Origin of the sequence: Rhodothalassium salexigens DSM 2132 (genome assembly GCF_004341375.1) — a bacterium.
In the GTDB taxonomy this organism is placed as follows: domain Bacteria; phylum Pseudomonadota; class Alphaproteobacteria; order Sphingomonadales; family Rhodothalassiaceae; genus Rhodothalassium; species Rhodothalassium salexigens.
The window spans coordinates 464,382-489,660 of sequence record NZ_SLXO01000002.1 but is presented as its reverse complement, the minus strand read 5'-3'; the positions used below and the strand labels follow the sequence as shown (position 1 = coordinate 489,660).

Here is a 25,279-nt window from a genome sequence, read left to right as displayed (position 1 = left end):
GCCACGCGCTATGACAAGAAACCCGAGAACTTCCTCGCCGCCGTGAAACTCGCTTCAACGCGGATATGGCTGCGAAATTATGAGTCTACGGCCTAGCCTTTTTCGCCCGCGCATCGGGGCGACGGTCGAGGCTCGGACGGCGCCGCCGCCGGCGCCCGGCCGCCGCGGCAGGACTGGGCAAGGGCCGCTGATCCGAGCCTTTTTGTGCGCTGCACAAAACGCGTCTTGACAGCGGTTGTGCGGCGCAACATATTAGGCTCATGAGAGCGCGGTGGGCCGGCGCCGTCGGGGCATGAAAAAGCTGCCCCCAAAGACCGGATGAAACCGAACCGAAAATCACCGGGCGCGGCGGCGCCACGGCCCTTTCGGGTCAACCAGACCGCAAGGAGACGGACGATGAGCACGACCAAGTCGACCAACGGCGGCACCACGGCCGCGACCGATTTCTTCAGCGACATGTTCAAGACCACCATGGACATGGACAAGATGATCGAAGCTCAGCGCAAGAACGTGGAAGCGCTGGTCGAAGCGCAGCGCGTGGCTTTCGAAGGCTATAAGACCGCCATGGAGCGGCAGGTGGCCCTGATGAAGGAAGCCATGAACGAATATTCCAACATGACCGGTGATCTGTTCTCCGGCAAGACGCCCGAGGCCAATGCCTCGAAGCAGGCGGAACTGGCCCAGAACGCCTTCCGGAACGCGTTCGAGAACAGCCGCGAGATCGCCGAGATCACCACCAAGACCAACCAGGATGCCTTTGCGGTGCTGCAAAAGCGCTTCACCGAGGGTGTCGAGGAAATGAAGTCGGCGACCACCGCAGCCAAGAAGTAAGGCCGGTCTGCCGATTGCCCCCGGTCCTGCGGGGCCGGTAGCGGTCCGATCATCGAAGCCCGTCGCGCGACCCGTGCGGCGGGCTTCGGTGCGTTAAAGCCGGGGACGACATCCGGCCCAGCGTGTTCGCCGCCCGTGTCCACCGCCCGTGGTCGCCGGCCCGGCGCGATGCCGGCGGCCGGCGTGCGTCTCCGGCTGCGGACAAGGCCGATCCGGTCGGCCGTCGTCCCGGTCCCGCACCGCGGGCGTTTCGGTTCCGGTCAGGCGCCCCGGTCGCCGCCCGGGCACCAGTGGGGCGACGCCAGTTCGAACCCGTCGAACTGGAACGCCGGCGTCAGACTGCAGCCCACCAGCACCCACCCATCGAGAGCCTCGGCGCTTTGCCAACGCCCGGCGGGCACGACGATCTGCGGGCGCTCGCCGGCCACCACGTCGGGGCCCAGCCGGTGCCAGGCCGGCGGCGTCCGGTCATCCGGGCTGATCCCGAGGCGGAGCGGGGCGCCGGCGTAGAAGTGCCAGATCTCGGTGGTGTCCAGGCGATGCCAATGGCTGCGCTGGCCCCGTTCCAGCAGATAATAGATCGCCGACCCGAGCCCGCGCGGGTCGGTCTCGGTCTCCTGCGGCGGCGCCTCGCGCCAGTGTTCGGCAAACCAGCCGCCTTCGGGGTGGGGTTGCATGTTCAGGGCGTCGATCACGGCGTTGGGGTCCATCGCTCTCCTCTTTGCGCATGCACAAACGCGGCGGTACCGGTCAGGGCGTCCCGTTGGGTCGAGTGTGGTCTGATGTCCCCAGGCTGTCCAGAATCTGCGTCACGGTCGCTTCGAGCCGCGGCCAGCCGCCCAAGCGCAGGCCAAGCGCCTCGATCCGGTCGGTGGCCAAGACCACCTGGGGCAGCGTCGCAGGGGTATCCGGCAGCGGTCCGGCGGCCCCGGTCAGGCGCTGGACGATCCGCGCCACGTCGCGGCTGGTCACATAAAGGTCGCTCAGGTTGAACACCCGGCCGGCCACCTGCGCCGCCGGCGCGCTCAACAACAGCCGCACCGCCTCGCCCAGGTCGGCGCCGTGCACCTCGGTGCCGCCGCGCACCAGCGGCCATGGCTGGCCCTGGGCGATGGCGGCGATGCCGTCGCGCCACTTGGTGCGCCGGGCCGGGTGGACCAGGCCGTAGACGCCGGTAGCCCGCAGGCCGGCCACGCACCAAGGCTTCCCCGCCGCGCCCTGACCCCACGCCTGGACGAACGCTTCGAGGGCCGCCTTGACGGCGCCATAGCGGGTGTCGGGGTTGGTCGGATGGTCTTCGTCCACGGTGCCGCCGGCGGACCGGCCGGGCACGCGCCGGGCGATTACCGCCCGGCTCGACAGCACCACCGCGCGTGCCACCCCGGCGGCCCGGGCGCGTTCCAGAAGCGCCAGCGACGCGCCCAGATTGGTGTCGATGAAGCCCAACGGGTCGTCGCCCTCGCCGCCGCGATAGCGCCCGGGCAGATGGGCGAAACCGGCGTGCACCAGCGCCTGCGCGCCGTCGATCAGCGCGGCTTGGGCGGCGGGGTCGTCGAACGAGCCCTCGATCCAGTGGACCGGGCCGGCGAAGCCGGTGCGGTCGCTGGCCGGCCGGGCGAGCGCGCGCACCCGCCAGCCCTCAGCCGCCGCCATCGCCTCGACGAACCGGCCGACGATGCCGGTCGCTCCGGTCAGCGCCAGGGTGTCGCCGGGCCGCAGCGGTGGGGCGGCGACGGTCATCGGCTCACGCCTCGGCGGGCTCGGCGAACGGCGTGTCGACCCGCTCGGGCAGGGTGCCGTGGTCGTTGACCTGGTGCCACAGGTCGATCAGCGGTTGCAGCTTGTCGCGCTTGGGGTGGTCCGCCTGCCAGGGCTTTTCATACTGGTAATGAACCAGCCGGATCTGCCGCCAGTCCCACAGATGGGGCAGATTGAAGAAGATGTATTGCAGGGTGTTGAAGCACCAGGGCAGGCCGTACCAGTCGGGGAAGAAATCCTGCAGAAAGGTCTGGTCGGTGCGCGGCCAGAAGTGATCCGGCCGGTCCAGGTGGCGCAGCATGGCGGCATAGGTGTCGCGGTCGGGCCGGGCCACGAAGACGCCCGAATTCATGCGGTGAAAGTCGGTCAGGCTTTCATAGACATTGGGCGCGGCGGAAAACTCGGGATAGCCCATCAGCTTGTCGATCGGCTTGACCACCAGCGTGTCGGCGTCGAGGAACACCACCCGGTCATAGCCGTCCAGTTGCCACAGCCGCAGCTTGCAGAAATTGTCCAGCGGATCGTGGAACTTGGGTTTCGAGCCCTTGAGGAACGGTTGGGCGGCGTGTTGCTTTTCGCGGGTGTGGCGGCTGCGGAAATCGTCTGACAGCGCGGGTTGTTCCACCGGCACGATGCGCGCGCCTTCGGCCGCCAGGGCGTCGAGGGCGCCGGCGCGCTCGGTGGCCAGAACCACCAGCGGAAAGGCGGTGCCGACCATCTTCAGCGAGCGGGCCAGCGCCAGCGCACCGCGCCCATACTCGGCATTGGTCACCAGCGTGACATAGGCACCGCGGCTCATGGGCGCACCAGTCTTTGGGGCTGGGATGGTTTGCAGAACTGCACCTGATGCCTCCGTGAAACGATCGGGCGGCCGGGCCGCGTGCGCCCTGAGCACTGCCCCAGGGCGCCGCCCAATGCAAGGGCCGTCCGGCGAAAACCGGTGCGCAATGATGCGTTGCGGCAAGAGGGACGAAAGATTGTCCAGCCTAGGGCGAGCATAGGGGGCGGCGACTGAAGGTCTGGGTTGCGAGCGTGGGGCGTTACGAGCGTCCGGTCAGGCGTTCGATCTCGTGAAGAATCGTCTCCAGGTGCAGCGGCTTCACCAACATGCCGTCGACCCCGGACGGGTCGCGATCGATCTGGGCGGCGTGTGTCTTGTCGGCGGTGATGGCCAGGATCGGCACCCGGCCCGCCGCGCCGGGCAGGGCACGAATGGCGCGCGCCGCCTCGCTGCCGCTCAGGCCCGGCATACGCTCGTCCATCAGAATCAGGTCGAACGAATGGCGGCGGGCGGCTTCCACCGCCCCCGCACCATCGTCGACCACGGTGTAGCGCCAGCCGGCCTGGTCCAGAAGAGCGGCGATCATACGCTGGTTGAGCATATTGTCCTCGGCCACCAGAATCCGGCCCTTGAGCGGCAGGGCGTCGACCGCGGTCGGGCTGGTCAGCGCGGCGCACGGCGGTGCCGGTTCGGACCCGGTGTCGAGATCGGCGGCGTCGGCGGCCGATGCGACGCGCCGTGCCGGGACCCGTACCCAGAACCGCGCGCCTTGGCCGGGCGTGCTGTCGACGCCGATCGTGCCGTCCATATGGCTGGCCAGTTGCTGGCAGATATGCAGGCCGAGCCCGGTACCCTCGCCGGTCTGGCTCGCTCGGGTGTAGGCGTCGAAGACCTGCGCCTGATCTTCGGCGGACAGCCCGGGGCCGGTGTCGGTCACGCTCAGCGTCAGGTCGACCGTGTCGCTATCGCCGGCGCCATCGGTGTCCGGTGCGGCATTTGGGGCATCGGCGGGGACGCAGGACGCGCTCAAGGTGACGTCGCTACCCGGCGCGTAGCGGATGGCATTGCCCAGAAGGTTGCCGAGGATTTGCTGGATCCGCTGCGCGTCGGCTTCCAACGCCTCGGGCAGGTCGTCGAGGCCCGCCAGATGCAGCCGCACCCGGCCCTCAAGGGCGCGCAGGCGCCACAGGTCCTTTTGACGTTCCAGCAAGACGCGCGGCGAAAACCGCTGCGGTTTGATCGAGAACCGGTCCGTCGCGACCAGCGTCTCCACATGCAGGTCGTTCAGTTGCCGGGCCAGACTTTGGCCGGCGGCGGTCAGGGTTGCCAGATAGCGCTGCTGGTCGGCCGACAGCGGCGTGCGGCCGAGCATTTCGGCCATGCCCATGATGCCGTTGAGCGGGGTGCGCAGATCGTGCGCCACCATCGCCAGCAGATCGTCGCGGCTGCGGGTCCGGTGCGCCAGATCGGCCAGCGCGGCTTCGGCGTCGGCGCTTTCGCGGCGGGCGAGGCGACGATCACCGCGCAGCCCGGCCCGGACGTGCCACAGCGCTCCCAAACTGCCCGCTGCGACGGCGCCGCCAAGCCATATCAGCCAGTCAACCAGTCCCACCGCAATCGCCTTTCCGCGCCGGACGGCGTGGGTATCGATCAAACCGGCTGGGGCTGCCCGCGGCAGCACGACCGCCCCGGCGAGAGCCGGGACGATCGTGTCCATCAAAACCAATCCCATCCGGCACCACGGTCGAGTGACCGTGTGACGACCCGCCAAAAACCACGCTGTTACACTACTCAATCGTCGCTACCACTGCGCAGCAGACTAGCGTCGGCGGCTGAAAGATCGGTTAATCGCGCGGCGGTGTCGGGTCGCGGTTCGGGGCGCCGGCGACGGCGTCGAAATCGGCTTGGCGTCCGGCCTCGCACGCGGCGATAGCGCGGTCCAGGCGCGCCAGCCAAATCGGGTCGTATCGCTCGGCAAACCAGGTGCGCATACCGGCGGCGCGGGCGCGAAAGGCGGCACGGGCCTCGGGACTCAACTCGTGCACGGTGCCGCCGGCCGCCTCGAAGGCGCGATAGGCGTCCACCTCGGCGCGGATCGGCAGCGCGCGGGTCACCAGTTCGAGTTGCTGGAAGCCGTCATGGACGATCCGCCGCACCGGCTCGGGCAGCATCTGCCAGCGTTGTTCCGAGACCCACCACAGCGCCCCCATATAGCTGTGCCGGTCGAGCGCGATGTGCTTGAGGTGCTCGTGAAAGCGCATGCCCACCAGGTCCTGCACACCGTTCTTGGTGCCGTCCACCACCCCTGTGGCCAGCGCCGTGTAAAGCTCCGACCAGGTGACCGGCGTCGGTCGGGCGCCCAAACGGCGGACCAACTCTTGCTGGAGCGGTGCGGGCGTGGTGCGGATCTTCAGGCCCTCGAGATCGTCGGGGTGGCGCACCGGGGTTGCGCGGGTGGCGAAGTTGCGCCAGCCGCCGGTGTTCGATGCGGCCATCAATCGCATGCCCAGGCCGGCGTCCAGCACCGCGTCGCGCAGTTGGTCGATCAACGGGCCGTCGAACACGCACTGTGCGACGCCATCGTCGGCGAAGGCATAGGGCAGGTCGAGCACCTGAGCCGGGCCGAACAACAGTCCCAGGCCGCCGACGGTGGTCATGTGAATGTCCAGTGTGCCGGTCTGCAGGCCCTCGATGCACTCGCGGCCATTGCCGCAAAACTGGCCCGAGGGGAAGATCTCTACGGCGATCCGGCCGGCGCTCTTCCGTTCCACATAGTGCTTGAATACCAGCGCGCCGTCATAGTCCTCGTCGTCGGGCGAGGCCAGGAAGCCGATGCGCAAGGTGTGCGCGGCACTCTGGGCCTGGGCCATCCACACGCCCATGGCGCAGACGGCGGCGATCGCGGCGAAGATCAGGTTGAGCAGGGCGTTGCGGCGCATCGGGGCTCCGGCGGCGGGGCTATGGGGTCGGTCAAGCAAAGCCGAGCAGGCGCGGCAGGGTCAAGGACAGCGCCGGCACGAAGGTGACCAGCGCGATGACCGCGATCTCGGCGGCCAGGAACGGCAGCAATTCGCGCGCCAACGCCTCGACCCGCTCGCCCGACACCGACGCGGCGACGAACAGCACCAGCCCCATGGGCGGGGTCGCCAGGCCGATGGTCACGTTGACGCACATGACGACGGCGAAATGCAGCGGATCGACGCCCAACTCGGTGAAGACCGGGCCGAGCACGGGACCCAGGATCAGGATGGCCGGGCCGGCGTCGAGCACCATGCCCACCAGCAGCAGGAACAGGTTCACCAACAGAAGCAGCAGCAGCACATTGTCGGTGCTGGCACGGATCGCGGTCGTCACGTCGGTGGCCAGGCCCGAGACGCTGACCATCCAGGCAAAGCTGACCGCCGCGCCGACCAATAGCAGAATCACCCCCGATTGCACCGCGGCGGTGGTGAACACGCGCGCCAGATCGCCGGGCTTGAGGCTGCGCCGGACGATCAGCCCCAGGGCCAGCGCATAGGCGGCGGCGACGGCGGCGGCCTCGGTCGGGGTCATCACGCCGCCGAGGATTCCGCCCAGCAGAATCACCGGGGTCAGCAGCGCCGGCAGGCTCCGGCGCACGGCACGGGCGCGGGCGGGCCAGCCGGCCGGCGCCGCATCGCGGGCGAAGCCGCGCCGGCGCGCCAGCCCGGCTACCACGGCGAACAGGGCGAGCGTGATCAGCAGCCCCGGTACGATGCCGGCGGCGAACAACCCGGCCACCGACACGTTCATGACGAACGCGTAGAGGATCATGATGCCCGAGGGCGGGATGATCGGCCCGATCACCGACGATGCGGCGGTCACCGCGGCGGCGAAGCGCGCGCTGTACCCCGCCTGGACCATGGCCGGCACGAACATCTTGCCCAGCGCCGAGGTGTCGGCCACCGCCGACCCCGACAGGCCGGCGAACAGGATCGAGGACAGCACGTTCATCTGCGCCAGCCCGCCGCGCACATGGCCGATCAGTGTGCGGCTCAGGTCCACCAGCGTGCGGGTGACGCCGCTGGCGTTCATCACTTCGCCGGCCAGAATGAAGAACGGCACCGCCATCAGCGGGAAGCTGTCGAGCCCGTTGTAGAGCCGCGACAACAGTGCGCGGTGGAACGCTCCCTGGCCATCGAGCGCCAGGCTCAGCCCCGGCCCGACCAGCAGCGCGAACACCACCGGCATACCGGCGCACAACAGAAACACGAAGATCCAGAAATAGGCCAACGACATGCGGCGCCCCTCAGCGGGCGGCCGGTCGACGGCGGAGCGCGTCGAGCGCGGCGGCGGCTTGGCTCAACCAACGCTCGACGCCGACCAGCGCCATCAGCGCGAAGCTCGCCGGCAGGATCGTATAGATCGGCGCCATGGCCAGGCCGAGGCTGGCGGTCTGCAGCGACCGCCCGTCGGCCATCAGGTCGAGGCTTTCGACCAGCAGACGCCACAAAACCCAGACCACCAGACTGGTCAGCACCAGGCGCAGGGTGTGGGCGGCGGCACCGGGTAGGGCGTCGAAAAACAGGGTCACGCTCACATGGGCGCCGGTGCGATAGGCCCAGGGGGCGACCAGGAACACCGCCCAGATCATCAACACCCGGGACAATTCCTCGCTCCACGCCAGCGCCTGGCCAAACCCATAGCGCCATCCCACCTGGGCCAGCACCACGCCCACCATCACCGCCAGCAGCAACGCCGCCAGGTTGCGCCCGGCGACGCTCAGCGGTCGGGTGATCGCGGCGATGGCGCCCGACAGGCGCCGGCAAACGGCGGCGATGGTCATGACCGAGCCTTCCCGTAACCTGCGGCGCCCCCCCACTGTGGCCGGCAGACCTGCGGTCCGCTGAGCCGTGGCGCGCCGAACGGCGGCCCTCGGAAACGACGCCGGCGGCGTCGAGCAGCCGTCCCGTCCCCCCGCGAGGGTCGGTACAGACTAGCGACGCCGCCGGCTTGGGCGGAACATCTTTTTGCGCCCCGGTTTCACCACCCCGGTCGATCGAGACCGGCCGGGGCTTGGACTCAGCGTGCGCGGCGTGCGCGGCGCAGCCCGGCGACGCCGGCCGCGCCCAGCCCCAGACCGAAGAAAGCCAGCGCGCCCGGCATCGGCACGGTGCGAATGTCGATCGAGGTGGCGGCCACGGAATCGCCGTTCAGAAACGCTTCCAGTTGGATGGTATAGGTGCCGATGGCCTGCGGGTCGAAGCTGGCCAACTGGATCAATGCGGCGGGGCCGTCGTTGAAGAACTCATAGTTCCAGGAATTCTGCGCCACATTGTTCTGGGCGATCAGCGCGGCGTAGTCGGCGCTGTCGCTGGCGACGGTGCCGCCGCCGTTACCGGTGGCGTTGGTGCCGATGGCGTGATCGTTGAAGGCGGCGTTGATCAGGTCGAAGCTGTCGGTGAAGTCGGTGCCCGCGGTCGGGTCGCCGTCCAGGCGCAATTCATAGGTCAGGCCGTCGAGCGCCAGACCGGTCGTTCCGGTCACGTCGGTGTTGATCGACCATTCGAAGTTCCACACCGGGGTGGTCGGGCTGTTGGCCGCGAAGCCGAAGCCCGTGGGCGGGGTGCCGCGGTCGAAGCTGTAGGTGTCGACACCGTCATAGTTGAAGGTGTTTTCCGGCAGGTTGCTCTCGTTGAAGCGCAACTTGCCGCGCAGGCCCAATTCGATGCCGCCGTTCAAGCCGGTGCCGATGGTGAAGGCGCCATTGGCATTGCCGCTGCCGAAAATCACGTCGGGGGTGACGGTGGACGCCGACGCGCCGGCGCTGGCGAGGCCCAGGCAGGCCGTGGCAGCAAGCCCCAGGCCCAAAGTGGAACGCACGGTCATGTTTCTCTCCTGTATCGGTTGGCTTGTATCGGGTGACCGCCGCGTGCCAAGCAAGCCATGTGCCTTCTGGAAATAAGTAATAAAATCATATGTTTAATGTGCGGATAGGCGTTGTTGTCAGGATTGTTTACGGTTTTGACCGAGGCCGAGACGGGGTGTCACCGGCGCTGACACCATGGCGCGACCGGGCCACCAGGGCCGCCACGCCCCGCCGCGGCAGGGTGTCAACGGGGGATGCTCGGCGCTCGGATAGGCCCGCGATCACCGCGCGCGGGGGCTTCGGTCGACGGGTCCACGGCGGCTTGTCAGTGGTTTTGACAGTCCTTCCAGTTTCTGCCCGGGGCTGTTAGTGAGACTGACAGGTTCCAAAAGGCGAAAGTATTCATTGTACAGATATTCATGGTTTTTGTGGGGTTTGGAAATCTGGCCCGAGACTTGCTGAGCCGTAACCGGGTCTATTCTCGGAGAGAGTCAATGAAAAATCTTATGAAACCTCTGGTTGGTGGCGCTTTTTTGGCACTGAGCGGGACAGCGCAGGCCAGTATCATCACCGATCAGACGTTTGACAGCGATCCGGTTCTGGCCGACAGCCGCACCGACGGCGCCTGGTTTGTCGACCGCTCGAAGCCGGCCGGCTTCTCATCCGTGGACTTCATGGGCGACAAACGCCTGGCGCTGACCATTTCGTCCGACCACACCGAAACCGACCTGTTCCGCTTCACCCAGGGACGGCAGTTCCTGACCCCGGGCGCGCGCATGATTTCCATCGACTGGTATCTGGACCCGGCGTTCCAGAACACCACCGGGCGCGTCGGCGGGCTGTGGGGCGTCGGTTTCGGCGGCGATCCGTCCGGCGTTCTGTCCTATCCGATCATCGAGTTCTTCGAGGACCAGTTCCATGTCTGGGATTCGGTCCAAGGCGACGATGACGGCAGCGGCTTCCGCCCGGCCGGTCTGCCCGACGGCGTCGCCTTCGGCGAGTTCGTCAACATGGAAATCCAACTGGACCCGACCGCCGATCTGTTCCGCTTTTTCCTCAACGACACCCTGCTGGGCACCGAGGAAGCCGGCGGCACCACCGAGATCGGCAGCGTGATCCTGCAAGCGGTGAACACCGCCGACGGTATCGACCGGACGCTCTATTTCGACAATTTCGTCGCCCGTTCGTCGATCCCGGTGCCGGCGACCGGCTTGATGCTGCTGATCGGCGTGGCCGGTGCCGCCGCCCTTGGCCGGCGCGCGCGCCAAGCATAAGCAACGGGCCGCCCCGGCGGCCTTTCAGTCCGGCGCAACGAACCGGCGGGTCCTTCGGGGTCCGCCGGTCGCGTTTATCCCGCCATCCAGGTTTCAGCGACCACGGGGCCTTGGGGCAAGACGGCGGTGGTCTCCACTTCGGGGCCCAGCGGGATCGCCCGGCCTTCGGGCACGAACACCGCCATCTGGTCGAGCGCCAGGGTCAACCGATGCACGCGCCCGCCCTCATAGGGTGTGTTGCTCGGAAACTGACGCCAGCGGCCTTCGGGCAGATAGATATCGACCCGGCCGTCGGGGCGCAGACACGGGGCGACCAGCATGTGATCGCCGAACAGGAACTGGGTGTCGAAGCGCCAGGCTTCGCTTTCTTGGGGATAGGCGAGCGCCATGGCGCGTTGCACCGGCAGGCCGGTTGCCGCCGCCGTGGCCATGGCATCCCACAGATAGGGGATCAACCGATAGCGCAAGCGCAGGGCGGCGATCGACAGCCGCTCGGCCTCGGGGCCATAGGACCAGGGCTCGCGTTCGCCCAGCCCGTGCAGGCGCAAGTGGGCGGCAAACACCGCCGCCTGGGTCCAGCGCACATAGAGCACCGGGTCGCGGTCGTCGCCATAGAAACCGCCCACGTCGGTGGCATAGAAGGGCGCCCCCGACAGGCCCCAGCTCAACGCCCCGCGGATGCTGGCGGCCAGACCTTCCCAGTCGGCCTGAGGGTCACCACCCCATTGCGCAGGATAGCGCTGCGAGCCGGCCCACGCGGCACGGCTGAACAGAAAGGCGCCGTCGGGCGCGTAGCGCTCGGCCGCTTCATAGACGCAGCGATTGTAGAGCAGAGCATAGACATTGTGCAGCGCGTGGCCGCCTTCACCATTATGGGCCACACAGGGCTCTTCCACTTGTTCGCCGAAGTCGGGCTTGATCATGTGGACGCCGGTGGCGAACAGCTCGGCGTGGCGGTCGCGCCAATAGGCGTAGGCGTCGGGGTGGGTGAAGTCCACCAGGCCCGAGTCGGGCAACGGGGTGAGCACCTCGCCGAACGGCTCAGGGTCGAACCGGTAGCGATAGGGCAGGCCGGTGCGCCCGTCGGTCAGCAGCCAGCCGCGCGCCGCCATGGTCTCGAACAGCGGATTGTGCACCGAGACCAGCGGATACTCCCACAGGCAGACCTTGAAATCGAGCGCCCGCAAGGCCTTGATCACGGCGGCGGGGTCGGGATAGCGCGCGCCATCCCACTCGAAGGCGAAGCGGGTTTCGGTGTGCTGCCAGGTGCGCCCGTCCAGCGTGATCACATCGCACGGCATGGCGCGCGCGCGCACCTCGGCGGCGGCGTCGAGCACCGCTTGAGCGTCGCGGTAATAGGCCCGCGACAGGATCACCCCCAGGCTCCACAAGGGCGGCACCGGCGCGCGGCCGGTCAAGCGGGTGTAGGTGGCGATCAGGTCGCCGCCGTCGGCGCCGGCGAACAGGAACAGGTCGAGGCTCGGGTCTTCGACCAGCAGGCCATAGGCGCGGTGTGACCAGGTGGCGAAGCCGACCGCGTGGGCCACCGGAGCGGGGGTGTGGGCGAACAGGCCCCAGCCCGCCGGGCTCCAGGCGAACGGCGTGTTCTTGTACGACCATTCGGAATTGACGCCCAGGGCATCGTGGTTGCACGAGCGGATGAACTGGCCGCGCTTGTCGAGCGGTCCCCATTTCTCGCCCAGACCATAGACCGGCCAGCCCGACGGCAGGTCGAAGCCCACCAACCAACCCTCGGCCAGACGCGCCAGCGGCGGCATGCGGAAGCGGCGGCGGAAATGGCCGTCGGTGGGCGACCGTTGGACCAACTCGCCGGCGCGTTCGAGCGTGAAGCTCAGCGGCGCGTGTTCGACCGTCAGCCGCAGATCGCCGGCTTCGAGGATGCTGGCGCCGTCGGTTTCGCTGAGCGCGAGGGGCAGAGCTGCTGGCGGGTCGGTCAGGATGGCGTAGTCGTCGCGGCGCTCGGGACCGAGCCAGAGGCGCAGTCCCTGGTCCCACAGCGCCAGGCGCAGCGGCCCGGCGTCGGTGGCGATGACCGCCAGGCGGTCGGTGGCCAGGGTCGCCCGCCCGGTGGCATGGAGCGCCGGTACCGCCGACCAGTTCGGCGACAGGCGATCCAGGGTCACCGGCGGCGACGATAGCGGGCTGCCCAAAGGCTCAACTCCAGCGCGGGCGGGGTGGCGGCGCGTGGACCGGGCCGCTGCCCCGCGCGCGGCCGTCGATCAAGCCCCGTGATACTGGCAGAGCGAGATCACGTCTACGCCACGATCGCGCAGGCGTTGGGCGCCGCCCAGGTCGGGCAGGTCGATCACGAAACAGGCGGCGACCACCTTGCCACCGGCCTTCTCGATCAACTCGACCGCCGCGTCGGCGGTGCCGCCGGTGGCCAGCAGGTCGTCGACCAGCAACACCAGGTCGCCGTGGGCGATGGCGTCTTCGTGGATTTCCAGCGTGTCGGTGCCATATTCCAGGTCATAGCTTTGCCCGATGGTGGCGTGCGGCAGCTTGCCCTTCTTGCGCATCGGCACGAAGCCGCTGGTCAACTGGTGCGCCACCGCGCCGCCGACGATGAAGCCGCGCGCCTCGATCCCGGCGACCTTGTCGATGGCGACGCCCACATAGGGCTGGACCAACTCGTCAACCGCCTTGCGAAAGCCGCGGGCGTCGTTGAGCAGCGTGGTGATGTCCCGGAACTTGATGCCAGGCTTGGGAAAGTCGGGAATGGTGCGGATGCGCGACAGGATCCACGGCTCGCCGATGCCCTCTTTGGGCTCGTCGATCAGGGGCGCTTTGGTCATGGGGCTGATCCTCGAACTGGAACCGTAAGTCAGGACTTAAGCACGCGGCCGGCGACCGCGTCCAGCCGCGCCAGGGCGTCACCGCCGCGCGCTTCGGGCGGCGTGATGATCGCGGTGTCGAGCACCCGGTCGCAGCCATGGGGGCAGGTGGCGGCCCGGGCTGCGGCGATGCGCGGCGCGGCGTGCGCCACCAGGGCGCGGGCACGGTCGGCATTGTCCTTGAGCACGCGGATCACCGCCGACACCTCGACCGCCTCTTCTTCCTCGTGCCAGCAGTCATAGTCGGTGACCATGGCGACGGTCTGGTAGCAGATCTCGGCCTCGCGGGCGAGCCGCGCCTCGGGCATGTTGGTCATGCCGATCACCTGAGCGCCCCATTGGCGGTAGAGGTGCGACTCCGCCTTGGTGGAGAATTGCGGCCCCTCGATGGTCACATAGGTGCCGCCGTCGCGCACCGGCGTGCCGGTTTCGCCGCCCGCTGCCACCACCGCGGCGCGCAGCCGGGCGCAGGTGGGCTCGGCCATGGACACATGCGCGACCATGCCGTGGCTGAAGAAGCTGCGCGCGCGGGCATGGGTGCGGTCGATGAACTGGTCGACGGCGACGAAGCTGCCCGGCGGCAGGTCTTCGGCCAGCGAGCCGCAGGCGGACATGGACAGAATGTCGGTGACGCCCAGGCGCTTCAGCGCGTCGATATTGGCGCGGTAGTTGATCTCGGAGGGATTGACGCCGTGGCCGCGGCCGTGGCGGGGCAGAAACGCCAGATCGGTGTCGCCGAGGCGGGCGCGGAAGATCTGGTCGGATGGCGTGCCGAACGGGGTCTCCACCGTTTCCCAATGCCCATCCGTGAGCCCCGGCAGGTCATAAAGACCGCTGCCGCCAATAATGCCGATACAGGTCATACCCTAAGCCTCCTTAAACAAACGAAACCCCCCGGCCGGGGCCGGAGGGTTGCGATGACTTTAGCGATCGGCGGGGAGCGGTCAAGCGCGCCGCCCCGCCGTCGGCTGGGCGCCGATCAGGCGTCCTGTCTGTTGGCCTGATCGCGCTCGATTATGTCCTTCCAGGGCGTGGCGCCTTCCTTGACCGGCTTCCACACCTTTTGGGTGGTCATGTAGAGCAGCACCGACAGGATGAACAGGAAGCCCAGGACATTGATGCCCATGCGCTTGCGATCGATCATCTCGGGCTGTGCGGCCCACACCAGGAAGTTGGCGATGTCGCGGGACATTTGTTCGACGGTGGCCTCGGTACCGTCGTCGTACATCACCATCATCGGGTAGAGCTGACGCGGCATGGAGATCTTATGGCCGTCCATATACTCGTTATAGTACTGGCCGGGCGCCAGATTGACGCCTTCGGGGATCTCCGAGTCTTCTACATAGCCCTGCATGAGCGAGTAGACATACTCGGGCCCGTGCTCGCGCGCCTTGGTGATCAGCGACAGGTTCGGCGGATAGGCATTGTTGTTGGCCGCTTTGGCCGCCTGTTCGTTGGGGAACGGCGCCGGGAACTCGTCATTGGTGGCGGCGGGCTTTTGCTCCACCTCGCCATAGTCGTTGATCGTGTCGACCTGGTACTGTTCCGCGATCGCCTTCACTTCGTCTTCCGAGAAGCCGATCTGGGTCAGGGTGCGGAACGGCACATTCTCCAGCTTGTGGCAGGAGCTGCAAATCTGCCGATAGACCTGGAGGCCCCGCTGGATCGACGGGTAGTTCCAGGTGCCGAACGGGCCTTCGAACTGGAAGTCCACGTCCATCGGCTCTTTCGCGCCGCCGGCGGCCTGGGCCGGCAGGGCGGCGCCCAGGCCCATGGTCAGGGCCAGGACACCGGCGCGCACTGTCTTCGAACAAGAACGCATGGATTGTCGATCCTTCATTATTCTGCGGGCGCGGCCTGCGGCGTGGACGGGCCGGACTTTCCTTCCATCACCGCCTCGAAGATGCTGTTGGGCAGCGGTTCGGGCTTTTCGATGCGCGGCAGGATGAACGGCAGCAGCACCAGGAAGTGGAAGAAATAGTAGATGGTCCCAATCAACGCCAAGGTCGGCCAGATGCCTTCCGCCGGCATGCCGCCCACATAGGTCAGCAACACGCAGTCGACCATCAAGACCCAGAAGAAGATCCGGTAGACCGGACGGAACTTGCACGACCGCACGGGCGACCGGTCAAGCCAGGGCAGCGCGAACAGGATCAAGATCGACGCGAACATCGCCAGCACGCCCAGCAGCTTGGCGCTCATCAGCGTGATACCGGTGAACGGAATCGCGATGTCGAAGGTGATCGAGCGCAGGATCGCATAGAACGGCAGGAAGTACCATTCGGGCACGATGTGCGGCGGCGTCACCAGCGGGTCGGCCGGGATATAGTTGTCCGGGTGACCGAGCGAGTTGGGCGCGAAGAACACGAACAGGGCAAAGAACATGAAGAACACGACGATGCCCAGGCCGTCCTTGACCGTGTAGTAGGGGTGGAACGGGATCTGGTCCTGCGGCCCCTTCACGTCAATGCCGAGCGGGTTGTTCGAGCCCGGAATGTGCAGCGCCCAGACGTGCAGGATGACCACGCCCAGGATCACGAACGGCAACAGATAGTGCAGCGAGAAGAACCGGTTGAGCGCCGGGTCGCCGACCGAGAAACCGCCGAGCAGCAGCGTCTGGATCTGTTCGCCGACCACGGGAATGGCGCTGAACAGGCCGGTGATCACGGTCGCGCCCCAGAAGCTCATCTGGCCCCAAGGCAGGACATAGCCCATGAACGCGGTCGCCATCATCAGCAGCAGGATGACCACGCCGAGCATCCACAGAACCTCACGCGGGGCCTTGTACGACCCGTAGTAGAGGCCGCGGAAGATATGGATGTAGACGACGATGAAGAACATCGACGCGCCGTTGGCGTGGACATAGCGCAGCAGCCAACCGTAATTGACGTTGCGCATGATATGCTCGACGCTCTGGAACGCCATCGTCGCGTCGGGTACATAATGCATCGCCAACACGATCCCGGTGGCGATCTGCACCACCAAGCAAACCCCGGCCAGGAAGCCGAAGTTCCACAGATAGGTCAGATTGCGCGGCGTGGGATAGCCCTTGCCGACCGCGCTGTAGACGAAGCCGACCAGCGGCAGCCGGCTCTCCATCCACTGCATGAACCCGCTTTGCGGGCGGTATTGCACACCAGCCATTTGTCCTAACTCTCTTAGCCGACGATAATCGTGGTGTCGTCGGTGTATTTGTACGGCGGAAGATCCAGATTACGCGGTGCCGGGCCCTTCCGGATGCGTCCCGCAATGTCGTAGTGGGAGCCGTGGCACGGGCAGAACCACCCGCCATAGTCGCCGGACTCGGCGTTGGGAATGCAGCCCAGGTGCGTGCAAACGCCGATCATGACCAGGTATTCCGGCTTGATGGCGCGGTCGGAATCGGGTTCGGGGTCGGGCAGCTCGGACAAATCGACCGACCGGGCCTGCTCGATTTCCTCGGCGGTCCGGTGGCGGATGAACAGCGGCTTGCCCTGCCACATCACCTTGATTTCGCTGCCTTCAGGGATCCGGCTCAGGTCGACCTCAACCGTTGCCATTGCCTTGACATCCGCCGACGGCGCCATCTGCGCGATGAACGGCCAGACCGCGAAGGCCGTGCCGACAGCGGCCCAGCCAGCGGTGGCTACGTACAAAAAGTCGCGGCGGTTGACGCCTTCGGCATTGTCCACTGTGAGTTCTTCGCTACTCATAATGCCTCTCACCTGCTATTGCCTTGATTGACGCAGTTTACGCCCTCGTCACCCTCTATTTGGTGAGGAGGCGTCCTCGCTTCGAGTGTGGCCCTCGGCCACAGTCAACGGGTCTTGGGATGACCTGTCGGCTCCTGCGCGGCTAGGGTGATACCGTGTGCTCACCGCCTTTGCAATGGCCGTCCCGATCACAGCGCTGTCATAAATCGTCGCGCATCGACCGTTTACGGAGAGTTTATGAGACTGGGTTGCACGAAAAGGATGGCGATCGATCGGGTCGACCCGGGGGCTCGATGACTGCTAAACTGCGCTTGGGTTTGGCCTTGTATCAGCCTGATATCGCCCAGAATGTGGGCACGACCTTGCGCACCGGCGCCTGCTTCGGCGTGCCCGTCCACATCATCCACCCGTGCGGGTTCGCATTTTCCGGCAAAGCCTTGCGGCGTTCGGGCATGGACTATCTCGATCACGTTTCAGTCATCGAGCATGACGATTGGGACGCGTTCGCCGGTTGGGTGCGCGCGGGCGGGCGGCGGCTGGTGTTGCTGAGCGCCCGGGGGGGCGTGGCGCATGTGGATTTCGCGTTCGCGCCCGGCGACATTGTCTTGCTGGGGCGCGAGTCGGCCGGGGTGCCGGCGACGGTGCACGAGGCCGTCGACGCGCGGCTGCGGATTCCGCTCCGGCCCGGCATGCGCTCGCTCAACGTGGCGGTGGCCGGCGCCATGGTGCTTGGCGAGGCCTTGCGTCAGACGAGTGGCTTTCCTTTGATTGAAGGGTAAAGTATTGGCTGGAGCGCGGTCGGGCCGGCCGGTCCCAGGCAAGGGGGGCGGCGCTGGCCCGCCGCCGGCACAGTCTCAGGAGGCCCGCGATGGACAGCATCTCCCCCAGCCCGGTCGGCTTGGACGCGCGCAAACAGGCGGCGCGCCACTGGTTTCGCCAGTTGCGCGACGATATCTGCGCGGCGTTCGAGGCGATCGAGGACGCCTATGACGGCCCCATGGCCGCCGACCGGCCCGCCGGCCGGTTCGAGCGCAAGCCCTGGGACCGCACCACCGACGATGGCAGCCCCGGCGGCGGCGGCGAAATGTCGGTGATGAAGGGCCGGGTGTTCGAGAAGGTGGGGGTCAATGTCTCCACCGTGTTCGGCGAGTTTTCGCCCGACTTTCGCGGCCAGATCCCCGGCGCCGAGGACGACCCGCGGTTCTGGGCCTCGGGCATCTCGCTGGTCGCCCATCTGCACAATCCGCACGCCCCGGCGGCGCACATGAACACGCGCATGCTGGCGACCACGCGGACCTGGTTCGGCGGCGGCGGCGACTTGAACCCTGCCTTGCCGATCGACCAGGATACCGCCGATTTTCATGCCGCCTTCAAGGCCGCCTGCGACGCCCACGACGCCGACTATTATCCTCGCTTCAAGGCGTGGGCGGACGAGTACTTCTTCAACAAGCATCGCGGCGAGCCGCGCGGCGTCGGCGGCATCTTCTACGACTATCTGGACAGCGGCGACTGGCAGGCCGATTTCGCCTTCACCCAGGATGTGGGCCGCGCCTTTCGCGACATTTATCCCGCCCTGGTGCGCCGGCGCATGGACCGCCCGTGGACCGAGGCGGAGCGCGACGAATTGCTCTATCACCGTGGTCGCTATGCCGAATTCAACCTGGTGCACGACCGCGGGACCTTGTTCGGGCTGAAGACCGGCGGCAATATCGAGGCCATCCTGATGTCGCTGCCCCCGATGGCCAAATGGCCCTGACGGCGGGGCGGCGGCCTTTCCCGACGTCGCCCTGAGGGGTTGGGCCGGCTGGCAAGCCGCCCGCCCGGCGGCGGCGTTTGTCTCTAGCGAAGGAGTTCCGCATGCGCCTTGCCGCTGCTTGCCTCGCCTTCCTGGCTGTGGGCTGCGCCATGGAGCCGCTCGCCGCCGAGGATGCGTCCAAACGTCCGATGACGCTGGTCGACCTGGTCGCCATGCCGAGCCTGTCCGGGCCCGATCTGAGCCCCGACGGCACCCAGGTGCTCTACACCCTGACCGACCCCAATTGGGACCGCGACCGCCATATCCCGCATGTCTGGCGGGCCGATGTGGCGACCGGCGCGGCGCGGCGCATGACCGCCGGCGTCGAGGGCCAGACCGACCCCGAATGGGCGCCCGACGGCAGCGCCATCGCCTTCCTGGCCGAGCGCGACGGCGACGAGCATAAGCAACTCTATCTGCTGCCCAGCGACGGCGGCGAGGCGCGCCGGATCAGCGACCATGAGACCGCCATCGCGGCCTATGAGTGGGCGCCCGACGGCGCGACCATCTATTTCCTGGCCGACGACCCGGCGACCGCCGAACAAGAGGCGCGCGAGAAACGCGGCGACCATCTCAACCGGTTCGAGGAAAAGCCGTTTCGCCATGTCTGGTGGCTGGATGTGGCGCCCGATGCCGGCGCCATCGGCGAAGCCTACCGGCTGACCGAGGGCGCGTTCACCGTGCGCTCGCTGCACGTGTCGGCCGACGGGCGGCGCATCCTGCACGACCGGTTCGCCAGTTCGCTGCTCGACGACCTGCCGACCGCCGAGTTGTGGACCATGGCCGCCGACGGCAGCGACGCCCGGCAGATCACCCGCGACAACCAGGTGTTCGAGACCGGCGCGCGGCTGTCGCCCGACGGTGCGTCGGTGCTGTTCGTCGCCGGTGCCAATGCGGCCGGTGAAAGCTACCACAACGACAATCTGTTCGTGGTGCCCGCCGACGGCAGCGCCGCGCCGCGCCTGTTGCTCGAAGACATGCCCTATGACGTGCGCGCGGCGCGCTGGACCGCCGACGGCCGGTCGATCGTGTTCCGCGCCAACACCGGCGTGCGCGACGCGCTGTTCCGGGTCGACCTGGCGAGCGAGCGGCTGACCCCGTTGACCGACCGCGCCGAGACCGTGTCGGGCTGGGATTATGACGCCGCGAGCGACACCCATGTGGTCGCGCTCGACGGGCCGACCAACGCCGGCGACCTGTGGCGGCTGGCCGCCGACGGCTCCATGACGCCGATCACCGACCATTACGGCTATCTGGCCCGGACGTTCGAGCTGCCGCGCCAGGAGGTGATCACCTGGACCGGCGAGGACGGCGTCGAGGTCGAGGGCATCTTGACCTATCCCTTGGGCGGGCGCGACGCCTTGCCCGCCCCGTTGATCGTCAACACCCATGGCGGCCCGGCGTCCACCGACCAGGTGGCCGGCTTCTCGGCCTGGGAATATCTGCCGGTCGCCGCCGCCCACGGCTATGCGGTGCTGCGGCCCAATTATCGCGGCTCCACCGGCTATGGCGACGAATTCCTGCGCGACATGGTCGGCAGCTATTTCAACCAGGCGCACAAGGACGTGATGGCCGGCGTCGACGCGCTGATCGCGCGCGGCATCGCCGACCCCGACCGGCTGGTCAAGATGGGCTGGTCGGCCGGTGGTCACATGACCAACAAGATCATCACCTACACCGACCGCTTCGCCGCCGCCTCGTCGGGGGCCGGCGCGGTCAACTGGATCAGCATGTACGGTCAGAGCGACATCCGCATCTACCGCACGCCCTGGTTCGGCGACACGCCCTGGGTCGAGGACGCGCCGATTGAAACCTATTGGGAGCATTCGCCGCTCAGCGACATCCACAAGGTGACCACGCCGACGCTGATCCTGGTGGGCGAGAACGACGTGCGCGTGCCCATGGCGCAGTCGGTGGAGCTCTATTACGCGCTCAGCCGCAACGGCGTGACCACCCGGCTGATCACCGCGCCGGGCGAACCCCATGGCTGGCGCAAGTTGTCGAACCGGCTGTTCAAGGGCAATCTGGAGCTCGACTGGTTCGCCACCCATGCGCTGGGCCAGGACTACACGTTCGAGCCGGTGCCGACCGCCGAAGCCGCGCAAGCGGACGACGCCGCCGACGCGGACTAAGCCACACGATCCCGCCGGCCGGTCACACGGGCCGGCGGGGCCGCGCCACGCCCGCCCCCGCGCCGGTGCCTCGTCCGAGCGAGACGGGGGCGGGGCAGGGCGGCGGCCTTGGCGCCTGTGCGGCCAGGGTCGCCGACCCGGCGCTTACCCGACCCGCCCCCTCACCCTTTCCAACAACGGACCGTCCCCCATGACCGAGACCATGCCCACCGGCGCTGAGATCCTGGTGGAAACGCTGATCGCCCACGGGGTCGAGCAGGGCTTCTGCGTGCCCGGCGAAAGCTATCTGGCGGTGCTCGACGCGCTTTATGACGCGCGCGACCGGTTCCGCCTGGTCACCTGCCGCCACGAGGCTGGCGCTGCCAACATGGCCGAGGCGTGGGGCAAGTTCACCGGCGCGCCGGCCGCCTGTTTCGTCACCCGCGGGCCCGGCGCCACCCACGCCGCCATCGGTGTGCACACGGCGTTTCAGGATTCGACGCCGATGATCCTGTTCGTGGGCCAGGTGGCCAGCGACCAGCGCGACCGCGAGGCGTTCCAGGAGGTGGACTATCGCCAGATGTTTGCACCGCTGGCCAAATGGGTGGCCGAGGTCGACCGCGCCGACCGGGTGGGCGAATATGTGGCCCGCGCCGTCGCCACCGCCACCGCCGGCCGGCCGGGGCCGGTGGTCCTGGCGCTGCCCGAAGACATGCTGACCCAAGCCGCCGCCCGCCCCGCCCAGCGCCCGCACGCGCCGATCCAGGCTCGCCCGGCGGCGGCTGACCTGGACGCGGTGGTGGCGCGGCTCAACCAGGCCCGGCGCCCGCTGGCGATCCTTGGCGGGTTCGGCTGGACCGCCGAGGCGGTGGCCGCCTATGCGGGCTTCGCCGAGCGCCACAGCCTGCCCACCGCCGTGGCGTTCCGCTTTCAGGACCTGATCGACAACGACCACCCGGCCTATGCCGGCGATCTGGGGCTTGGCGCCAATCCCGATCTGGTGGAGCGCCTGGCGCGCGCCGACCTGGTGCTGGCCATCGGTCCGCGCCTCGGCGAGGTGACCACCGGCGGCTACACCCGGCTGGTGCCGCCGGTGGCCGAGCAGGCGCTGATCCATGTCCATGCCGGTGCCGAGGAACTGGGCCGGGTCTATCAGGCCGACCTGCGGGTTCACGCCAACCCCGGCGCCTTCGCCGCCGCCCTGGCCGCGTGCTCGCTCGACCGTCAGTGGCCGGACGAGGCGCGGGCGGCGGTGCGCGCGCGCGATGCCTGGCGCCAGCCGGTGGCCGCCCCCGGCGCGGTCAACCCGGCCGAGATCTGGGCGGCGATGGCCGAGCGCGCCGGGCCCGACGCCATCGTCACCAACGGCGCGGGCAATTTCGCCGCCTGGGTGCATCGTTTCCACCGCTACCGCCGGTTCCGCAGCCAGTTGGCGCCGACCTCGGGGGCCATGGGCTATGGCGTGCCGGCCGCCGTCGCTGCCAAGCTGGCCGCGCCGCAGCGCCCGGTGATCTGTGCGGCCGGCGACGGCGACTTTCTGATGAGCGCGTCGGAACTGGCCACCGCTGCGCAATACCGGGCCGGGGTGGTGTTCCTGGTGTTCGACAACGCCATGTACGGCACCATCCGCATGCACCAGGAAAAGCACTATCCGGGCCGGGTCAGCGCCACCGGCATCGACAATCCCGATTTCGTCATGCTGGCCCGCGCCCACGGCGCCCATGCCGAACGCGTCGACAGCACCGCAGCCTTCGCCCCCGCCTTCGACACCGCGCTCGCCGTCGCCGAGCGCGAGCAGCGCCCGGCGCTTCTGCACATCCTGTTGGACCCGCGCTGCATCGGGCCCACCTTCACCTTGAAGAAGCTCTGAGCCGATCGGCCGAGCACCAGACGGCGCGCGGCCCGCTCGTGCGCCGGGAAAGACGGAGGCTCATGACCCAGACCGACGACCAGTCGCGCGCCATCGCCTTTCTGAGCGATCCGGCGACCCACGGCCTCGACGGCGCCCACGCCCGGGTCGAGCGCATCGACACCCACATGTCGCACATCTTCCTGACGCCCGACCGCGCCTACAAGCTGATGCGCGCGGTGCGCTATCCGATGATCGTCGATTTCTCCGCCCGCGCCGCGCGCCAGGCCGCCTGCGCCGCCGAGATCAAGGTCAATCGCGCCATGGCCGGGCCGCTCTATCGCGGCGTGCGCGCGCTGACCGAGGCGCCGGGCGGCGGCCTGGCGTGGGACGGCGACGGCGCGGCGGTCGACCATGTGGTCGAGATGGCGCGCTTCGACGAGGCGACCCGCTTCGACCGGCTGGCCGAGGCCGGCGGGCTTGAGCGCTGGATGCTCGACCAGATCGCCGACTTGGCGGCCGCTGCCCATGGCGCCGCCCCGGTGCGCTTCCACGCCTTCGGTGCAGCCGAGTTGGACGGGCTGTTGGCCGAATTGACCCGCAATCTGCGCGGCGAGGCGGCGCCGGCGTTGGACGGCCAGAAGGTCGAGCGCTATCTGTCGGCGCTGGGCGAGGCGGTGGCGGCGGCGCGGCCGGTGGCCGACTATCGCCGTGCCGCCGGCCATGTGGTGCGCGCCCATGGCGATCTGCACCTGGCCAATATGTGCCTCTATGACGGCCGGGCGATGCCGTTCGACGCGGTGGTGTTCAACGACGCGTTCAGCGACATCGACGCGCTCTACGACCTGGCGTTCGCGGTGATGGACCTGATCCGCGTCGGCCGGCGCGACCTGGCCGCAGCCATGACCGCGCGCTACATGACCGCGCGGCGCGACTATGCGGGGCTTGGCGTCTGGCCGCTCTATCTGTCGCTGCGCGCGGCGATCCGGGCCATGGTCACCGCCATGGCGCCCGACAGCCCCGACCGCAGCCCCCGCGCCGGCCGTTTCCTCGACCTGGCGCTCGACCTGGTGGCCCAGCGCCCGGCGCCGCGTCTGGTGGCGGTGGGCGGTCGCTCGGGCACCGGCAAGTCGACGCTGGCCGCCAGCCTCGCGCCGCATCTGGGCGGGGCGGCCGGCGCGGTGGTGATCAAGAGCGACGAGATCCGCAAGCGGCTCTATGGCATCACGCCCGAGGACCGGCTGCCCGACGAGGCCTATGCCGCGCCGGTCAGCGCCCGGGTCTATGACCGGCTGATCCACGACGCCCAGTCGGCGCTGGCCGCCGGGGCGACGGTGATCGCCGATGCGACCTTCCTCAAGGCCGAGGGGCGCGACCGGCTGGCCGAGGCGGCCGGGCGTTTGGGCGTGGCGTTCACCGGCCTGATGCTCGAAGCCGGCACCGACACCCTGGGCCGCCGGCTCGACGCCCGCACCCACGACGTGTCCGATGCCGACACGGCGGTGCTGGCGCTGCAACGGCTCGAAGGCCCGTGTGGCTGGCACCGGCTCGACAGCGACCAGCCGCTCGACCGGTCGACGCAGGCCGCCCTCGACCGGGTCAGGGCGACCCCGGCACCCGACTAAGCGGGCTTGTCAGCGCCGCCCGCTCGCGCCATCCTGGAGCCCATGAGACAGATCATCGCAACCCTGCTTCTTGTGGCCGTCCTGGCGCTCGCCGGGCCGCCGGCCGGGGCACAGCAAACCGAGCCGGTCGCGGGCGAGACGGCCGAGGCGCCGGCGTCTGAGCAGCCCGAACCGGCCGGGCCGCCGACGTCTGCGGCGCCGGTCGAGGCCCCGGCCGCCGCCGGGCCGGCCACCGTGGCGCCGGGGACGGTTTTGCTGGGCCGCTGGCGGGTCACCGGCACGCCGGTGGACGACCTGCCGCTGGCCCAGATCCGCCGCACCCGGGTGCTCGACGACCGCCATATCCTGTTCGAGACCGTCGGCCGCGACCGCTATCTCAACCGGCTCGACGACCCGTGTCCCGGGCTCGGCGTCTATCGCAGCTTCGCCTACGACACCCGGCAGACCCGGCTGACCGACCTGGACATCATCGACGTGCTGCAACCCATCGGCGGCGGCCTGCAACGGGTGGCGTCGTGCCGGTTGGGCGTGTTCCACCCGGTGGACCGCCTCGACGATCCGGCGCGCCAAGACCGCTGACCCCTTGGGCGCGCGCGCCGGCGTCATGGGCGCGCGCAGCGACGCGACCCCGTCGCCGTCCGCAACGCAAGCAGCGCCCAGGGTCTCGCGCCCGACCGGTCGTCGCGGCTCAGCCACCATCCGTCGCAATTCTATTTTCCTCGACCGGGGCGCTCGGCATGACCGGGAATGCCGGCGTCCCTGATCGCCCTGTGCGTGCCTTTTTGGGCTTTCATGGGCTTTAAGGTGCCGGCACAGTGGGGAGCCGGGACGCCGGGCCGCCAGGGGGGTGGGGCCGGTTGAGCCCGTGGACAGGGGGCTGA

At 68.5% G+C, this 25,279-nt stretch carries 22 protein-coding genes and 1 pseudogene; 9 read left to right on the top strand and 14 right to left on the bottom strand.

The annotated features are described in order from the left end of the window. Both EV659_RS04555 and EV659_RS04550 read left to right on the top strand, forming a co-directional pair. A pseudogene (locus EV659_RS04555) lies at positions 1 to 96 on the top strand (IS5/IS1182 family transposase); the annotation flags it as partial. A gap of 300 nt (positions 97 to 396) precedes the next feature. Beyond that, positions 397 to 831, top strand: coding sequence for a phasin family protein (locus tag EV659_RS04550; RefSeq protein ID WP_165878725.1), 435 nt, complete (start codon positions 397 to 399; stop codon positions 829 to 831). Between the two features lie 260 nt (positions 832 to 1,091). On the opposite strand, the gene EV659_RS04545 is transcribed toward EV659_RS04550, so the two are convergent. From EV659_RS04545 to EV659_RS04510, 8 genes are all read right to left on the bottom strand, one after another. Continuing rightward, positions 1,092 to 1,541: a cupin domain-containing protein gene (locus tag EV659_RS04545; RefSeq protein WP_132707656.1), complete on the bottom strand. Its 450-nt coding sequence runs from the start codon at positions 1,539 to 1,541 to the stop codon at positions 1,092 to 1,094. 40 nt (positions 1,542 to 1,581) lie between these two features. After that, the gene (locus tag EV659_RS04540) at positions 1,582 to 2,571 is read right to left on the bottom strand and encodes an NAD-dependent epimerase/dehydratase family protein (protein ID WP_132707655.1); all 990 of its coding nucleotides are present in this window, start codon (positions 2,569 to 2,571) and stop codon (positions 1,582 to 1,584) included. Between the two features lie 4 nt (positions 2,572 to 2,575). Beyond that, entirely contained in the window at positions 2,576 to 3,388 is an 813-nt protein-coding gene (locus tag EV659_RS04535) for a glycosyltransferase (protein WP_132707654.1), read from the bottom strand. A gap of 241 nt (positions 3,389 to 3,629) precedes the next feature. After that, a complete protein-coding gene (locus EV659_RS04530) occupies positions 3,630 to 4,982 on the bottom strand; it encodes a hybrid sensor histidine kinase/response regulator (protein WP_165878724.1) in 1,353 nt (450 codons plus the stop codon). 232 nt (positions 4,983 to 5,214) lie between these two features. After that, positions 5,215 to 6,309, bottom strand: coding sequence for a TRAP transporter substrate-binding protein DctP (gene dctP, locus EV659_RS04525; protein ID WP_132707652.1), 1,095 nt, complete (start codon positions 6,307 to 6,309; stop codon positions 5,215 to 5,217). Positions 6,310 to 6,340: 31 nt separating this feature from the next. Then, positions 6,341 to 7,627, bottom strand: a complete 1,287-nt coding sequence (locus tag EV659_RS04520; protein WP_132707651.1) for a TRAP transporter large permease — start codon at positions 7,625 to 7,627, stop codon at positions 6,341 to 6,343. 10 nt (positions 7,628 to 7,637) lie between these two features. Beyond that, on the bottom strand, positions 7,638 to 8,174 hold the full coding sequence (locus EV659_RS04515; protein WP_132707650.1) for a TRAP transporter small permease: 537 nt from the start codon (positions 8,172 to 8,174) through the stop codon (positions 7,638 to 7,640). 236 nt (positions 8,175 to 8,410) lie between these two features. Next, positions 8,411 to 9,217, bottom strand: coding sequence for a PEP-CTERM sorting domain-containing protein (locus tag EV659_RS04510; protein WP_132707649.1), 807 nt, complete (start codon positions 9,215 to 9,217; stop codon positions 8,411 to 8,413). Between the two features lie 486 nt (positions 9,218 to 9,703). Between EV659_RS04510 and EV659_RS04505 the strand changes: the two genes are divergently transcribed. Further along, entirely contained in the window at positions 9,704 to 10,471 is a 768-nt protein-coding gene (locus EV659_RS04505; RefSeq protein ID WP_132707648.1) for a hypothetical protein, read from the top strand. Between the two features lie 74 nt (positions 10,472 to 10,545). Here EV659_RS04505 and EV659_RS04500 read toward each other — a convergent pair whose 3' ends face one another. From EV659_RS04500 to petA, 6 genes are all read right to left on the bottom strand, one after another. Further along, positions 10,546 to 12,642, bottom strand: coding sequence for a glycoside hydrolase family 31 protein (locus EV659_RS04500; RefSeq protein WP_200287480.1), 2,097 nt, complete (start codon positions 12,640 to 12,642; stop codon positions 10,546 to 10,548). A gap of 69 nt (positions 12,643 to 12,711) precedes the next feature. Further along, a complete protein-coding gene (locus tag EV659_RS04495; protein WP_132707647.1) occupies positions 12,712 to 13,287 on the bottom strand; it encodes an adenine phosphoribosyltransferase in 576 nt (191 codons plus the stop codon). A 29-nt stretch (positions 13,288 to 13,316) separates the two neighbouring features. Continuing rightward, complete coding sequence (locus EV659_RS04490; RefSeq protein ID WP_132707646.1) at positions 13,317 to 14,189, bottom strand: S-methyl-5'-thioadenosine phosphorylase; 873 nt, start codon at positions 14,187 to 14,189, stop codon at positions 13,317 to 13,319. Between the two features lie 116 nt (positions 14,190 to 14,305). Beyond that, positions 14,306 to 15,148, bottom strand: coding sequence for a cytochrome c1 (locus tag EV659_RS04485; protein WP_132707645.1), 843 nt, complete (start codon positions 15,146 to 15,148; stop codon positions 14,306 to 14,308). A gap of 17 nt (positions 15,149 to 15,165) precedes the next feature. Then, positions 15,166 to 16,470: a cytochrome b gene (locus tag EV659_RS04480; RefSeq protein ID WP_132707644.1), complete on the bottom strand. Its 1,305-nt coding sequence runs from the start codon at positions 16,468 to 16,470 to the stop codon at positions 15,166 to 15,168. A 14-nt stretch (positions 16,471 to 16,484) separates the two neighbouring features. Further along, positions 16,485 to 17,018, bottom strand: a complete 534-nt coding sequence (petA, locus tag EV659_RS04475; protein WP_132707643.1) for a ubiquinol-cytochrome c reductase iron-sulfur subunit — start codon at positions 17,016 to 17,018, stop codon at positions 16,485 to 16,487. A gap of 293 nt (positions 17,019 to 17,311) precedes the next feature. On the opposite strand from petA, the gene EV659_RS04470 reads away from it, so the two are divergent. The 6 genes from EV659_RS04470 to EV659_RS04445 all read left to right on the top strand — a co-directional run bounded on the left by EV659_RS04470 (position 17,312) and on the right by EV659_RS04445 (position 24,977). After that, on the top strand, positions 17,312 to 17,797 hold the full coding sequence (locus EV659_RS04470) for a tRNA (cytidine(34)-2'-O)-methyltransferase (RefSeq protein ID WP_132707688.1): 486 nt from the start codon (positions 17,312 to 17,314) through the stop codon (positions 17,795 to 17,797). 89 nt (positions 17,798 to 17,886) lie between these two features. Then, complete coding sequence (gene hemF, locus EV659_RS04465; RefSeq protein ID WP_132707642.1) at positions 17,887 to 18,774, top strand: oxygen-dependent coproporphyrinogen oxidase; 888 nt, start codon at positions 17,887 to 17,889, stop codon at positions 18,772 to 18,774. A gap of 101 nt (positions 18,775 to 18,875) precedes the next feature. After that, positions 18,876 to 20,945, top strand: a complete 2,070-nt coding sequence (locus EV659_RS04460; RefSeq protein WP_132707641.1) for a S9 family peptidase — start codon at positions 18,876 to 18,878, stop codon at positions 20,943 to 20,945. A gap of 190 nt (positions 20,946 to 21,135) precedes the next feature. Beyond that, positions 21,136 to 22,794: a thiamine pyrophosphate-dependent enzyme gene (locus EV659_RS04455; RefSeq protein ID WP_132707640.1), complete on the top strand. Its 1,659-nt coding sequence runs from the start codon at positions 21,136 to 21,138 to the stop codon at positions 22,792 to 22,794. Positions 22,795 to 22,856: 62 nt separating this feature from the next. After that, positions 22,857 to 24,398: a bifunctional aminoglycoside phosphotransferase/ATP-binding protein gene (locus EV659_RS04450; protein ID WP_132707639.1), complete on the top strand. Its 1,542-nt coding sequence runs from the start codon at positions 22,857 to 22,859 to the stop codon at positions 24,396 to 24,398. A gap of 42 nt (positions 24,399 to 24,440) precedes the next feature. Beyond that, on the top strand, positions 24,441 to 24,977 hold the full coding sequence (locus EV659_RS04445; RefSeq protein WP_132707638.1) for a hypothetical protein: 537 nt from the start codon (positions 24,441 to 24,443) through the stop codon (positions 24,975 to 24,977). Positions 24,978 to 25,279 lie beyond the last annotated feature (302 nt).